Annotated in this window: 16 protein-coding genes; 9 read left to right on the top strand and 7 right to left on the bottom strand. The window is 69.9% G+C overall.

The annotated features are described in order from the left end of the window. Window positions 1-74 precede the first annotated feature (74 nt). The 8 genes from G3I71_RS27175 (at window position 75) to G3I71_RS27145 (ending at window position 6,766) form a co-directional block, all read left to right on the top strand. A complete protein-coding gene (locus tag G3I71_RS27175) occupies window positions 75-851 on the top strand; it encodes an amino acid ABC transporter ATP-binding protein (protein ID WP_164318306.1) in 777 nt (258 codons plus the stop codon). A 151-nt stretch (window positions 852-1,002) separates the two neighbouring features. Continuing rightward, a complete protein-coding gene (locus G3I71_RS27170) occupies window positions 1,003-1,842 on the top strand; it encodes a glutamate ABC transporter substrate-binding protein (protein ID WP_203731523.1) in 840 nt (279 codons plus the stop codon). 113 nt (window positions 1,843-1,955) lie between these two features. Beyond that, a complete protein-coding gene (locus G3I71_RS27165; RefSeq protein WP_164318302.1) occupies window positions 1,956-2,624 on the top strand; it encodes an amino acid ABC transporter permease in 669 nt (222 codons plus the stop codon). Further along, window positions 2,621-3,505, top strand: coding sequence for an amino acid ABC transporter permease (locus G3I71_RS27160; protein WP_164318300.1), 885 nt, complete (start codon window positions 2,621-2,623; stop codon window positions 3,503-3,505). The genes G3I71_RS27165 and G3I71_RS27160 overlap by 4 nt, the downstream gene beginning before the upstream one ends. 279 nt (window positions 3,506-3,784) lie before the next feature. Next, a complete protein-coding gene (locus G3I71_RS27155) occupies window positions 3,785-5,527 on the top strand; it encodes an FAD-dependent monooxygenase (RefSeq protein ID WP_164318298.1) in 1,743 nt (580 codons plus the stop codon). A gap of 61 nt (window positions 5,528-5,588) precedes the next feature. Then, the gene (locus tag G3I71_RS52965; protein ID WP_369335575.1) at window positions 5,589-5,741 is read left to right on the top strand and encodes a putative leader peptide; all 153 of its coding nucleotides are present in this window, start codon (window positions 5,589-5,591) and stop codon (window positions 5,739-5,741) included. Between the two features lie 81 nt (window positions 5,742-5,822). Further along, complete coding sequence (locus G3I71_RS27150) at window positions 5,823-6,368, top strand: cysteine dioxygenase (RefSeq protein WP_164318296.1); 546 nt, start codon at window positions 5,823-5,825, stop codon at window positions 6,366-6,368. Next, window positions 6,359-6,766, top strand: coding sequence for a rhodanese-like domain-containing protein (locus tag G3I71_RS27145; protein WP_164318506.1), 408 nt, complete (start codon window positions 6,359-6,361; stop codon window positions 6,764-6,766). The genes G3I71_RS27150 and G3I71_RS27145 overlap by 10 nt, the downstream gene beginning before the upstream one ends. Window positions 6,767-6,887: 121 nt before the next feature. Here the strand turns inward: G3I71_RS27145 and recX are convergent, their stop codons facing one another. The 4 genes from recX to G3I71_RS27125 form a co-directional block, all read right to left on the bottom strand. After that, window positions 6,888-7,832 carry a recombination regulator RecX gene (gene recX, locus G3I71_RS27140; RefSeq protein ID WP_164318295.1) on the bottom strand — a complete coding sequence of 315 codons (945 nt, stop codon included), beginning with the start codon at window positions 7,830-7,832 and terminating at the stop codon, window positions 6,888-6,890. A 6-nt stretch (window positions 7,833-7,838) separates the two neighbouring features. Then, window positions 7,839-8,969: a recombinase RecA gene (recA, locus tag G3I71_RS27135; protein WP_164318292.1), complete on the bottom strand. Its 1,131-nt coding sequence runs from the start codon at window positions 8,967-8,969 to the stop codon at window positions 7,839-7,841. 376 nt (window positions 8,970-9,345) lie between these two features. After that, the gene (locus G3I71_RS27130; RefSeq protein ID WP_164318290.1) at window positions 9,346-10,647 is read right to left on the bottom strand and encodes an AI-2E family transporter; all 1,302 of its coding nucleotides are present in this window, start codon (window positions 10,645-10,647) and stop codon (window positions 9,346-9,348) included. Window positions 10,648-10,729: 82 nt separating this feature from the next. Then, a complete protein-coding gene (locus G3I71_RS27125; RefSeq protein ID WP_164318288.1) occupies window positions 10,730-10,924 on the bottom strand; it encodes a DUF3046 domain-containing protein in 195 nt (64 codons plus the stop codon). Between the two features lie 80 nt (window positions 10,925-11,004). Between G3I71_RS27125 and G3I71_RS27120 the strand changes: the two genes are divergently transcribed. Beyond that, window positions 11,005-11,949: a hypothetical protein gene (locus G3I71_RS27120; RefSeq protein ID WP_164318286.1), complete on the top strand. Its 945-nt coding sequence runs from the start codon at window positions 11,005-11,007 to the stop codon at window positions 11,947-11,949. Window positions 11,950-11,976: 27 nt separating this feature from the next. On the opposite strand, the gene G3I71_RS27115 is transcribed toward G3I71_RS27120, so the two are convergent. From G3I71_RS27115 to G3I71_RS27105, 3 genes are read right to left on the bottom strand one after another with little or no spacing between them, the layout of a single operon-like run. Beyond that, the gene (locus G3I71_RS27115; protein WP_164318284.1) at window positions 11,977-12,285 is read right to left on the bottom strand and encodes an AzlD domain-containing protein; all 309 of its coding nucleotides are present in this window, start codon (window positions 12,283-12,285) and stop codon (window positions 11,977-11,979) included. Next, entirely contained in the window at window positions 12,282-13,016 is a 735-nt protein-coding gene (locus tag G3I71_RS27110) for an AzlC family ABC transporter permease (RefSeq protein ID WP_343243095.1), read from the bottom strand. Before G3I71_RS27110 ends, G3I71_RS27115 begins: the two co-directional genes overlap by 4 nt. Continuing rightward, complete coding sequence (locus G3I71_RS27105; protein WP_203731521.1) at window positions 12,917-13,906, bottom strand: AraC family transcriptional regulator; 990 nt, start codon at window positions 13,904-13,906, stop codon at window positions 12,917-12,919. The genes G3I71_RS27110 and G3I71_RS27105 overlap by 100 nt, the downstream gene beginning before the upstream one ends. Window positions 13,907-14,006: the final 100 nt, after the last annotated feature.

Genomic DNA, 14,006 nt, shown 5'->3' with positions numbered 1-14,006 from the left:
CTCAGATGTGCTGACGCTGGTCTCGCGGGGTCACTACTGTCCTCCGAAACCGAGCAGGACGGAGCCAGCAAGCCATGACCGAAGTATCGATGGCCAAGGACGACGTGGCCGCGACCGGCGATCTGGTCGTCCTGAAGAGCGTCAACAAGCACTTCGGCGCGTTGCACGTGCTCCAGGACATCGACCTGACCATCGCCCGCGGCGAGGTGGTCGTGGTCATCGGACCTTCCGGGTCCGGTAAGTCGACCCTGTGCCGTGCCATCAACCGTCTGGAGACCATCGACTCGGGAGACATCTCGATCGACGGCAAGCCGCTGCCCCAGGAGGGCAAGGCGCTGGCCCGGCTGCGGGCCGACGTCGGCATGGTGTTCCAGTCCTTCAACCTGTTCGCGCACAAGACCGTGCTCGAGAACGTGATGCTGGGCCAGATCAAGGTCCGCAAGGCCGACAAAAACGCGGCCGAGGAGAAGGCCCGCGCCCTGCTCGACCGGGTGGGCGTGGCCACTCAGGCGGACAAGTACCCCGCACAGCTGTCCGGCGGCCAGCAGCAGCGTGTCGCCATCGCCCGTGCCCTGGCCATGGACCCCAAGGTCATGCTCTTCGACGAGCCGACGTCGGCGCTCGACCCGGAGATGATCAACGAGGTCCTCGAGGTCATGCAGCAGCTCGCCCGCGAGGGCATGACCATGATCGTCGTCACCCACGAAATGGGGTTCGCCCGTTCGGCCGCCAACCGAGTGGTGTTCATGGCGGACGGCCGCATCGTCGAAGAGGCTGTGCCGGACCAGTTCTTCAGCAACCCGCGCAGCGACCGCGCGAAGGACTTCCTTTCCAAGATCCTTCACCACTGATCCCACGGCTCTTCCCACAGCCGGCGCTCCACTCGGCGCCTCCCGCAGCAGTGAGGGAAGCCGCCCCACGGGCGGTTTCCGAACCACGGACGAACTGCGTCATCCGCACGTGACGGCCCGCATTCACTTCATCACTCAAAGGATGTTCACCATGAAGCTTCGCAAGGTCACCGCCGCGACCGCCGCAGCTCTTGTCCTCGCCCTCACGGCGACGGCCTGTGGAGGCGACGACGACAAGGCCGACACCGGCTCGGGCGGCGGTGACAAGATCAAGGTCGGCATCAAGTTCGACCAGCCCGGTATCGGCCTGAAGCAGCCCGACGGTTCCTTCGCCGGCTTCGACGTGGACGTGGCGACGTACGTGGCCAAGCAGCTCGGCTACGAGCCCGCCCAGATCGAGTGGGTCGAGACCAAGAGCGCCGACCGCGAGACCGCGCTGGCCCGTGGCGACGTCAAGTTCATCGCGGCCTCGTACTCGATCAACGACAAGCGCAAGGCGAAGGTCGACTTCGCCGGCCCGTACCTGCTCGCCCACCAGGACCTGCTCGTCAAGTCGGACTCCACGATCGCCAAGGGCACGGACCTCAACGGCAAGAACCTGTGCTCCGTGACCGGCTCCACCTCGGCGCAGAACATCAAGGACACGATCGCCCCGAAGGCCAACCTGCGTGAGAACTCGGGCTACTCGGAATGCATCGCCGCCCTGCAGAGCGGTGCCGTCGACGCGGTGACCACGGACGACTCGATCCTCGCGGGCTTCGCCGCCCAGGAGAAGTACAAGGGTCAGTTCAAGCTGGCGGGCCTCAAGCTGAGCAACGAGAACTACGGCATCGGCGTCAAGAAGGGCGACACCACGACCGTGGACAAGATCAACACCGCGCTGGAGAAGATGGTCAGCGACGGCGCCTGGGATACCGCGGTCACGAAGAACTTCGGTCCGGCCGGCTACAAGAACGAGCCGGCTCCGAAGATCGGCACGATCGTCAGCTAGCACAGGGTTCCGCAGGTGCGCCGCCGCCCACCGCGATCAGGGCAGCGGCGCACCGCGTCTGCCACATACACCTCGTACGCCACATACGCCTCACACCCGGAAGCGCGGGGATCGTGTTCGACTTTCTTGATGGTTACGACGTCCTCGGGGCGTTCTGGATGACGGTGAAACTCACCGCCCTCTCCGCCCTCGGCTCCCTGGTCTGGGGCACACTGCTGGCCGCCATGCGGGTCAGCCCGGTCCCGCTCATGCGCGGTTTCGGCACCGCCTACGTGAACATCGTCCGCAACATCCCGCTGACGGTCATCATCGTCTTCACCTCACTCGGCCTCGCCGACATCTTCGGCATGACGATGGGCGCGTCCGACGACTTCGAAGCCCAGGGCTTCCGGCTGGCGGTGCTCGGCTTCGTCGCCTACACCGCGGCCTTCGTCTGCGAGGCACTGCGCTCCGGCATCAACACCGTGCCCCCGGGGCAGGCCGAGGCGGCCCGCGCCATCGGGCTGAGCTTCAGCCAGGTGCTGGGCCTCGTCGTGCTGCCGCAGGCGTTCCGGTCGGTCATCGGCCCACTGGCCAACGTACTGATCGCGCTGACCAAGAACACCACCGTGGCGGCCGCGATCGGCGTGGCCGAGGCCGCGAGTCTGATGAAGTCAATGATCGAGAACGAGGCTCAGTTGCTGCTCATCGGCGCGGTCTTCGCCTTCGGGTTCGTGGTGCTCACCCTGCCCACCGGACTCGCCCTCGGCTGGCTGAGCAAGCGACTGGCGGTGAAGCGATGACCTCCGTCCTCTACGACGCGCCGGGCCCCCGCGCCAAACAGCGCAACGTGGTCCTCACGATCGTCTTCTTCGTCCTGCTCGCCCTGTTCCTGTGGTGGATCTGGCGGACGATGGACGACAAGGGCCAGCTGAAGTGGGCCCTGTGGGAGCCGTTCACCACGTCACAGGCCTGGACGACCTATCTGCTGCCCGGCCTCGCCAACACCCTGAAGGCCGCGGCGCTCTCCATGGTGATCGCCCTTCCCCTGGGTGCGGCCCTGGGTATCGCACGGCTGTCCGACCACCGGTGGGTGCGCGTTACGGCCGGTACGGTGGTCGAGTTCTTCCGGTCCATTCCGGTGCTGCTGCTCATGCTGTTCGCCGCCGCGTTCTACGTCAGCTCCACGGACATCAGCAGTGAGGACCGCCCCCTCTACGCGGTCGTCACCGGCCTGGTGCTCTACAACGCCTCGGTGCTCGCCGAGATCGTACGAGCGGGCATCCTGTCCCTCCCCAAGGGACAGACGGAGGCCGCCCTCGCGATCGGTCTGCGCAAGGGCCAGACGATGACGAACGTCCTGCTCCCGCAGGCCGTCACGGTCATGCTGCCGGCGATCGTCAGCCAGCTCGTCGTCATCGTGAAGGACACGGCGCTGGGCGGCGTGATGCTCAACTTCACCGAGCTTCTCAACGCGCGCAGCACGCTCGCGGCGAACTACGCCAACGTCATCGCGAGCTTCATCGTGGTTGCTGCCATCTTCATCGTGATCAACTTCCTCATCACCACCTTCGCGAGCTGGCTCGAGGGCAGGCTGCGGCGCGGCAAGAAGTCGACCGGTGTGGTGCTCGGAGCGGCGACGGTGGCCGGCACGGAGGCGACCGGCGCGGGCGGCTCCATCTGACGGACGCTCAACTCATGTGACCTGCCCCGGAGGCAGTGATGTGACCGACACGGAGGCAGTGGCGCGTTCGCCACTGCCTCCGTCGTCTGACGCCGGCACCGGGTGCACATGCCGTACCAGGGGAAACGCCGAATGTGTCGGGGCGGGCTCCTGGGGTGCGTCCAGCTTGACCGGGTGGCGCGGAGTCTGTTGCATACGTTTTGTGATCGTGCACCCCGCTCCAACTTCCTGTTCACTTGTGTCGATGAAGACGTCGCTCTGGGCAGGGGGCGCCGCGCCATGGACCCGGTGATCATCGTCGGAGCGGGGCCGGTCGGGCTCACGCTGGCGCTTGCGCTGGCGCGCCAGGACGTCCCCTCGGTCGTCCTCGACGAGGGGCCGGGCAAGGACGACCAACGCCCCGCGCGCACGGTCGTGCTGCGCGAGGACACCGCCGCGCTGCTGGAGCGGCTCACCGGTACGCCGGTCGCCGACGCCGGTTTCCACTGGGCCGGATGGCGGTCGATGCGGCGCAAGCAGGTGATGCGTCAGATCTCTTTCGGCACCGAGGAATCGGACGGGCCGACCGACGCGCTCCCGTCGGGATTCGGGCAGGGGCTCGGGTCGGGGCTCGTCACGGAACCCGGCACGGAATCCGATACCCCCCTGCACATCGCCCAGCACGTGCTGACCGGTGCCCTGCGGACCGCCATCGCGCACGAACGGCTCGTCAAGGTCGCCGTCAACAGCCGCCTCGACTCCGTCGAGCAGGAGCCGTCCGGCGTCACGGCACACACCCGCGGCCCGGGCGGCACCTGGTGGCGCGGCAGTTACCTCGTCGGCTGCGACGGCCCACGCTCCACCGTGCGCAAACTCCAGGACATCCGCTTCCCCGGACGTACGGCCGTGGAACGACACGCCGTGGCCGCGCTGCGTACGGAACTTCCATGGCCCGGCGAGGCCTTGTTGCACCGGATGCCGCCGTGGCGGACGACCGGGCCCTCGGCCGGGGAGATCACCGCCCGCCCGCTCCCCGACGGTGTGTGGCGCCTGGACTGGCTGCTGCCGCCCGGCAAGGACCTGGTCACGCCCGAGCTCCTGGTGACCCGCGTCCGGGAGACCCTCGCGGGCTGGAGCGGCGGCACCACACCGCCGTACGACCTGCTCGACACGGGCGTCCACATCGTCCACCACCGGCTCGCCCGACGCTGGCGGGCCGGCCGGGTCTTCCTCGCCGGGGACGCCGCGCACCTGCTCGGCACGCTCGGCACACAAGGGCTGGACGAGGGCCTGCGGGACGCCGACAACCTCGCCTGGAAGCTGGCCCTGGCCTGGCACCACGGCCCGCACGAGGCCCTGCTGGACAGCTACCAGATCGAACGGCGCGCGGCCGTCTCCGCCCGGCTGCGCGCCGCCGACCAGGCGCTGCCGCTGCTGCGCGGGGGTGCGGGGCTGCGGTCGTACGTCCCCGGGTCGGCCCGCGGACACGACTCGCTGCTCACGGACGGTCACCTGGGGCGCGGCATCCTGGGCGAGCCGGGGACGTACGGCCGTTCGCCGCTGGCGCCCCAGCACATCGAGGCGGAGATCTCGGTGGACACCCCGCCCGGCGCGCAGGTGACGGACGTACGGGTCACCGCCGAGGACGGTTCCTTCGTACGGCTGCGGGAGCGCCTGGGCCGCGGTGCGCTGCTGGTGGTGCTGATCGCGCCCGGTACGGGTGTGTGGGAGCGCAAGCACTGGGTGAGCGCCGGGATCATGCCCCGGCTGGCCGCCGCGGTGGCCGCGCTGCCGCATCCCGCCGAGCTGCTGGTCACGGAGAGCTATCCGGGCGCCGCCGCCCACACCGTGCTTCTGGTCCGCCCGGACGGTCACCTCGTCACGGCGCTGAGTGGGGTACGCCCGGCCGACCTGTACGCGGCGGCCGAGGCGACGCTGGGCGGACCTCCGCAGGACAGGACGAACGACAAGGCCGACAGGACGGGCAGGGCCGACAGGACGAACGCGACGGCGAACGCGGAAGCCGCGGCAGGCACCCGCTGACACCCGCCCTCCGTCCGCGCCCGCTCTCCCCTCTCCCGCCCTCTCCCGCCCTCTTGTCACCATGCGTCCACATGGTGACAACGAGTTGACCGGTCAGCACCGTCATGCTGTACTCCGGAGCGTGACCGACGCTGACACCGATGTGCGCCTGTGGCGGAGGGTCCATATGGACCTCGTCCGCTATGCGGGCTGCGTGTGTCGTCCGTCCTGCTGAATTCGCATCCCTTTTCTCGCGCGCGCCGCTCTTCTCTCCGCGCCGCTGCGTGCTCCCCGCGAACGCACCAGGACGGTACCCGTGTCCGTGTCACCCCCTGTATCCGTAGCCGCCCGGGTCTCCGGGACTTCCCGGACCCCGACGCAGGCGGACCTGCTCGACTTCGTACGACGTACGGCCGCCGACGCCGAGCTGATCGCCTCCCTGCCGCTCGACCCCGAGGGCCGCACCTGGGTGCGCCTCGATGGTCCCGGCGGCAGCGAGGCCTGGCTGATCGGCTGGCCGCCCGGCACCGGCACCGGCTGGCACGACCACGCCGACTCGGTCGGTGCCTTCCTCACCGCGGCCGGTGAGCTCAAGGAGAACTCGCTCGCCGCCCGGCTGCCCACCGACGGCTGGCAGACCCTGGAACTCACCGAGGGCGTCGACCGGAAGCGGCGGCTGCCGGAGGGCCAGGGCCGGGGCTTCGGCCGCCATCATGTGCACGAGGTGCTCAACGAGTCCCGCGACCAGCACGCGATCTCGGTCCATGCCTACTACCCGCCCCTGCCCCAGATCCGCCGCTACAGCCGTACGGGACAGGTGCTGCGACTGGAGCACGTCGAGCGCCCGCAGGACTGGCAGTGAGCGAACAGCCGGTCGGTATCGACGAGTTGCTGGACCGCGTGCGCGAGACCTACGCGCGCGTGGAGACACACGAGACGTACGAGGCCGCGCAGGCCGGCGAAGCACTGCTGGTGGACATCCGGTACGCGGCCCTGCGTGAGCGCGACGGCCTGATCCCCGGCGCGCTCGTGGTCGAGCGCAACGAGTTGGAGTGGCGCCTCGACCCGCTGGGCAGCCACCGCGCCCCTCAGGCGACCGGCCACGACCTGAGAGTCGTAGTGATCTGCAACGAGGGATACGCGTCGAGCCTCGCGGCCGTGTCCCTGCACCGGTTGGGGCTGCGCAGGGCGACCGACCTGGTCGGAGGGTTCCAGGCGTGGCGGGCGGCGGGGCTTCCGGTGACGGCGCAGGCAGCCTGACGCCCGAAGCCGCCGTACCGTCCGCCCGGCCCCGAACGCGGTCGGCGCCCCCGCGCGTCCAGCGTGTTCAGGGCCGGGGCGCAGACCTCTCGGGCCAGCCGCACCTCCGGCACCACCGGGCTCAGAACTCCTCGTCCGCAAGGAACTCGGTGTCCTCGCCCTCCTCCTCCAAGGCCTGCCGTACGACCCGCAGGGCCATGCCCTGGGGGTAGCCCTTGCGGGCGAGCATGCCCGCAAGGCGTCGCAGCCGCTTGTCGCGGTCGAGGCCGCGTGTCGCACGCAGCTTGCGGGCGACGAGTTCACGCGCGGTCGTCTCCTCCTGCTCGGAGTCGAGCTGCCCGACAGCTTCATCGATGAGTGTCGCGTCCACGCCTTTGGTACGCAGTTCCTGTACGAGTGCCCGCCGGGCCAGTCCCCGGCCGTGGTGGCGGGACTCGACCCAGGCGTCCGCGAACGCGCTGTCGTTGATCAGTCCGACATCCTCGAACCTCGACAGCACCGCCTCGGCCACCTCGTCCGGGATCTCGCGCTTGCGCAGGGCGTCCGCGAGCTGCTTCCGCGTTCGCGGGGTCCCGGTGAGCAGGCGCAGACAGATCCCCCGCGCCCGCTCAGCCGGGTCCGCCGGCGACTCCGCCTTCTCGGCCCTCGACGAGGAGACGGAACCTCCGTCCTGTGGGTCGCCGCCCGACTCGCCGAAGCCACGCTGCCGACGCCGGCCACGCCCTCCGTGTGAGCCCTCGGCGCGTGAGTCCTCACCGCGTGAGCCACCTTCGCCGTACGGGCCGCTCTCGCCGCTCAGGGCACCGCCGCCACGGCGTCCCCCGGCTCCCGGAGAACCGCCGCCGCGACGTCGACCGTCCCCGGGCGGACCGGCACCGCGCCGCGGTCCGGCGTCTCCGTCACCCTCGTACACCCCGTCGCCTTCACGGGCACGGGCCCCGTGGCCACCCCCGTATGGCCCGGCATCCCCGTGGGCGCTGTCACCGGCCCCGGCGGATCCCCCGCCGCCCCGGCCTTCCGAGGCACCGGGGTGAGCGTGATCGGCCCAGTCGGTTCGTCGTGTCACGGCGGGCTAGCTCTTGACCGCCGTGGCCGTTGCCTTGGCCTTGGTGGTCTTGGCCGCCGGAGCGGGCACCGTCTTGGCGGCCTCGTCCGAGGCGACCGTGACCGCCGCGTCCGCGCCCGGCTCGGCAGTGGGCTTCTCCGGCTTCACACCGACCCCCAGCTTCTCCAGGATCTTCTTCTCGATCTCGTTGGCGAGGTCGGGGTTGTCCTTCAGGAAGTTGCGCGCGTTCTCCTTGCCCTGGCCTAGCTGGTCGCCCTCGTACGTGTACCAGGCGCCGGCCTTGCGGACGAAGCCGTTCTCCACGCCCATGTCGATCAGACCGCCCTCGCGGCTGATGCCCTGCCCGTAGAGGATGTCGAACTCGGCCTGCTTGAACGGTGGCGCGACCTTGTTCTTGACGACCTTGACGCGGGTGCGGTTGCCGACCGCGTCCGTGCCGTCCTTCAGCGTCTCGATGCGACGGATGTCGAGTCGCACCGAGGCGTAGAACTTGAGCGCCCGGCCGCCGGTCGTGGTTTCCGGCGAGCCGAACATCACGCCGATCTTCTCGCGGAGCTGGTTGATGAAGATCGCGGTGGTCCCGGACTGGCTCAGCGCACCGGTGATCTTGCGGAGTGCCTGGCTCATCAGACGAGCCTGCAGACCCACGTGCGAGTCGCCCATCTCGCCCTCGATCTCCGCGCGCGGCACCAGGGCTGCGACGGAGTCGATGACGATCAGGTCGAGCGCGCCGGAGCGGATCAGCATGTCCACGATCTCCAGAGCCTGCTCGCCGTTGTCCGGCTGGGACAGGATCAGGTTGTCGATGTCGACGCCGAGCTTCTTCGCGTACTCCGGGTCGAGGGCGTGCTCCGCGTCGATGAAGGCGACCTGGCCGCCGGCCTTCTGCGCGTTCGCCACCGCGTGCAGGGTCAGGGTCGTCTTGCCGGAGGACTCCGGGCCGTACACCTCCACCACTCGGCCGCGCGGCAGGCCGCCGACACCGAGGGCGACGTCGAGCGCGGTCGACCCGGTGGGGATGACTTCGATGGGCTCATTCGGCCGCTCGCCCAGGCGCATCACCGCGCCCTTGCCGAACTGCCGTTCAATCTGCGCGAGCGCGGCGTCCAACGCCTTGTCGCGGTCGGTTCCTGCCATGGGTTCCACCCGATTTGCTTGAGTCGATCGCTTCACGTCAAAGACGCTAACGCCTGCCACTGACAATGCGCCCCGACGCCCGTCCGGCCTGTGGATAACTCGGGCACATCTCTATGAAAACCCTGACGAAATCCCCGTCGAGAGCCTCGCCGGAACCTCAATCAGAATGGATGTTCGATTTCCGTGTCAAGCGCAACACCCGGCACCTCCGAGACTAGGTTCACGGTCAGCCGAGGTCCGGGATGTCGGGTTCGACACCCCAGTGGCACCTGGCACGGGGCACCTACGACCGGACAGGACGGTGCCGAGCACCCCTGTCACACGGCAGGCGGCTGCACGGCGTCCGTCGCGGGCAGGGCGGCGGCCAGGGCTCCGCTCAGGCGGGCGTGGAGCCTTCCCCCGACGACGGCCCCGACCCCGGTTCGGGCGCCTGGGCGGAGTGCGCCGAGTCCTCGGCGCCGGCACCCTGCCGCCCCTCCAGCAGACTCCGCAGCCGCGTGAGGATGCTCGTGCCCCGATTGCGGTGCCCCTGGACACGAGGGTCGTCCGTGACGTCGTACCGCTTCACGTACGCCCCCAGGAACGCCTGGAGCGTGGCGACCGCAGGGATGGCGATCAGCGCGCCGACCGCGCCGAGGAGCGCCGTGCCGGCGATGACCGAGCCGAAGGCGACCGCGGGATGGATGTCGACGGTCTTCGCGGTCAGCTTGGGCTGCAGCACGTAGTTCTCGAACTGCTGGTAGAGCACGACGAAGACCAGCACCCACAGCGCGTACCAGGGATCGACGGTGAAGGCGATCAGCATCGGCAGGGCACCCGCGAGATACGTACCGATGGTCGGGAGGAACTGCGACACCAGCCCCACCCAGACGGCGAGCACGGGCGCGTACGGCACGCTCAGGAACTCCAGCAGGACGTAGTGGGCGACCCCGGAGATGAGCGCCATCAGACCACGCGAGTACAGATAACCGCCGGTCTTGTCGACGGCGATCTCCCACGCGCGCAGCACCTCGGCCTGCCGGGCGGGAGGCAGTACGGAGCACAGTGCGCGGCGCAGTCTCGGCCCGTCGGCGGCGAAGTAGAACGCGAACAGTGTGATCGTCAGCAGCTGGAAGAGCCCGCCCAGCACCTGGCCGGAGACGTCCAGGACGCCTGTGGCGCTGTTCTGTACGTAACTGCGCAGCCAGTCGGAGCGGAGCAGGCCCTCCTGGACGTCCACACGCTTCAGGTCGGTGCTGAAGTGCACGTTGATCCAGTTGATGACGGAGTCGAGATAGGCCGGGAAGTCCTCGACGATCTTGATGATCTGGCCCGCGAGCATGGAGCCGAGCAGGGTGATGAACCCGGCGATCGCGATGAGCAGGCCGATGAAGACCAGGAAGGTGGCCAGTCCCCGGCGCATCCCGCGCGACGCCATGCGGCTCACCGCGGGTTCGATCGCGAGCGCGGCGAAGAACGCGATGAGGATGTTGATCAACAGGCCTGTGAGCTCGTGGAAGGCCCAACTGCCCAGCTGGAACAGGCCGACGAGGGCGAGCGCCAGCATCATGGCGCGGGGCAGCCAGCGAGGCATGCGCGCGCCCTGTCCGGCGGTGTGCCCGGCCGGGGGTGTGGGCGGCGTCGCGCCGAACGGGGCCGCCTGCTGTCCGAGCTGTCCGGTCTCGTCTGTGGATGCCACGGTGCAAGTCTCGCCCACGCCAACGGCAATGAGTCGCCACCCTGCGGTCTACGGGGTCGACCGGCGTCGTTTCAGTGCGATTTCACCGGTTCTCCGACGGAACGTTCATGGCCGCGCACACCACACGCCACACGTCCTTCGCCTCCCAGCCGGCGTTCAGGGCCTCGTGCACGGTCCGTCCGCCGAGCTCCGTCATCACGTGATCGCGCGCGAAGGTGTCGGCGTACCCCGAACCGAAGTGCTCCGCCATCCGCTGCCAGAAGACCGTCAACCGCATGACTTCAGTATCCCGCCCCTGGGGGTGGGCCGACGCCGGGACCGCTCGCCGGGACCACTCCGCGCCCTACGGTCTGACGCATGGCCGAAACAGGAGCAGCCCCACTCCCCCCGACGCCCCCCGCGCGTTCCCCGCTCTTCCGTGCCGAGCACTTCGTGTGGCTCACCGCGCGCGTGCTGGAGCAGCGCCGCTTCGCGTACCACTTCCTGAACGGAGGCGCCGACGCGGTCGAGACCGCGCTGGACGCCTACCGCAACGAGGACGGCGGATACGGTCATGCGCTGGAACCCGATCTGCGCGGCCCCGTCAGCCAGCCCCTGCACACCGCGCACGCGCTGCGTGTCCTGGACGCCATCGGGCGCTGCGGCGGGCAGCGGGTGGAGCGCGTGTGCCGCTATCTGACCTCGGTCTCCGCACCGGACGGCGCGCTGCCGGCGATCCACCCCAGCCAGCGCGGCTATCCGGCGGCGCCGTTCATCCCGATCGCCGCCGACCCGCCGAGTGAGCTCCTCGCCACGGGCCCCGTAGTGGGCCTGCTGCACCGCAACGAGGTGTGGCACGCCTGGCTGTTCCGGGCCACGGACTTCTGCTGGCAGGCGGTCGACTCCCTGGAGAAGTCCCATCCGTACGAGGTGGAGGCCGCCGTGGCCTTCCTGGACTCGGTCCCGGACCGCTCACGCGCGCAGGCGGCGGCCGACCGGCTGGGCCGCCTGGTACGCGAACACCGGCTCGTGGCACTCGACCCGGAGCGCCTCGACGCCTCCCCGGTGGCGCCCGGCTACGCCCCGGGCGAGCACCACTTCCCTTACGACTACGCGAGGGCACCGGGCTCACTCGCGCGCGCGTGGTTCACGGACGAGGAGATGACGCGTTCCCTGGACTTCCTCGCGAGCGAGCAGAGCGAGGACGGCGGCTGGCCCATCCGCTGGCGTGCGTGGGCACCGGGCACGTCCCTGGAGGCGCGCCCCATGGTGACGGTCGAGGCCCTGCGCACCCTGAAGGCGTACGGCCGCCCCATCGGCTGACGTCAGGACCGCGGGCACGGCCGACGTTCAACCGGTCATCGCCCTGACCCCCGCCGTCACCACCACTGCCGCCGCGACGACGACCAGGAAGGGAGCACGCAGCACCAGCGCCACGGCGGCTGCGGCGAGCCCTGCGGCCTTCGCGTCCACAACGAGCACCCGCCCGTCGGCGAAGGCCTGCTGGGCCGTGAGAGCGGCGAGGAGAGCCACGGGAAGCAGGGCGGCCAGCCGTCTGACGAGTGGACGTTCCAGCACACTGGTGGGCACGAGGAATCCGACGAGCTTGACGACGTAACAGCCGAGGGCGGTCACACCGATCGCGATCCAGACGTTCAACGGTCCTCCTCCTTCCTGTCCCGTTTCCTGTCCCTCTGCCCGTTCCTCGCCCCACGACGGCCCTGGGCCCAGAGGACGGCGGGCGCCGCGAGCGCGGCCACCAGAACCGGCACACCGGCCGGCAGTACGGGCAGCATTCCGAGCCCCAGCACCACCGCGAGGCCCGCGACAGCGCGCTCGACGCCGGACTTCAGCATCGGCGCGAGCAGCGCCAGGAAGACGGCGGGCCCTGCTGCGTCCAGACCCCAGGCGTCGGTGTCCCCGATGGCCTCGGCCCCCAGCCCGCCGAGCAGCGTCGTGAGGTTCCACAGCACGTACAGACTGAGCCCGGTGACAGCGAACCCGATACGGGCGCTGCGCCGCGTGGGCTGCGCCAGGGCGACCACCGTGGTCTCGTCGATGACCCATTGGGCCGCGAACGGACGCACCGCGCGCGGGAGGGCCAACAACTGCGACAGACGCAGCCCGTAGAAGGCGTTGCGCACCCCCAGGAAAAAGGCACCCGCTGCCGCGGTGAGCGGATTGCCGCCGGCCGCGAGCGCGCCCACGAGCGCGAACTGGGAGGCCCCGGTGAACACCAGAAGGCTGAGCGCACAGGTCTGGAGAAGCGTGAGCCCGTTGCCTACCGATGTCACCCCGAAGGCGAACCCGGACAGTCCGACGGCGACCCCGACTCCGAGGGCGTCTCGTACGACGGCGGCGTCCGGTTTGCCTCCGTCGTCGGCACGTATGTCTGCGCGAGCTGTCTGTTCTGCCACCCGTCGGATGGTAGGAGCAGGTGCCCCGTCGGGTCTTGTACGTTCTTGCGCTCGCGCTGGTACGCCCCTGGGGGCACGCCCACGATCCGGGTGAAATGCCGGTTGAGGTGCGGCTGATCGGTGAAGCCGACGGCGACTGCCGCGTCGGCGGGTGCGGTCCCCGCGTCCAGCAGCCGTCGCGCCCGACGCACGCGCGCGTCCGTCAGCCAGGCGTGCGGCGGCAACCCGTACGTGTCCCGGAACGCCCGCAGCAGCGCGAAGGGGCTGGTGCCCAGGTCTCTGGCGAGTTTCTCCAGAGTCGGCGGCCCTGCCATCGTCTCCTCCAGCACGGCACGCGCGCGTGCCGCGATCCGCGCGCCGGCCGTGGGCACCACCCGTTCCTGAAGGGTCCCGCCGTTGAGCCGGAGGAGCCGGGTCACCACCACCCGCAGCAGCGTGTCGGCCGCCAACGCGTTGCCCTGCTCGGCCGCGCGCAGCACGTCATGTACGAGAGTGACCGAGTACGGATCGTCGAACACGGGAGCGACAAAGCCCGGGGTCCCCCGAATCACGGTGGTCTCCGCGGCGATCTCGGCCACCACATCGGGTGCCGGGTAGACAGCCCCGTACCGCCACCCCTCGGGAACCCCGGCACGCCCCGTATGCGGCGTATCGGGATTGACGAGCGCGAGCGCTCCCGGCCCCGCGTACTGATCGACCCCCCGATGACGGAAGACCTCCGCCCCTTCCGTGATGGCGGCGATGACGAAGTTCTCGTGCGTGTGCCGGACAAAGGTCTTGTGGATGTACCGCGCACGCAGAAGATCGACACCGGGCAACTCCGCGTACTGCCAGTGCCGAGCCAGCTCACCCGAACCCGCCATACCTCCATTCTCCGCGAAGGAGACGCGGCCCGCCGAGGCGCACCTCCGGGGACGTGCCGGGGGTGTCCGCCCACAGCGGTCGGCGCGCCGACACCGCCAA

The sequence above is a fragment of the Streptomyces sp. SID12501 genome, from assembly GCF_010550245.1.
Lineage (GTDB): Bacteria > Actinomycetota > Actinomycetes > Streptomycetales > Streptomycetaceae > Streptomyces.
The sequence above is the reverse complement of the archived record's forward strand: the minus strand, read 5'-3'. Positions and strand labels throughout refer to the sequence as shown.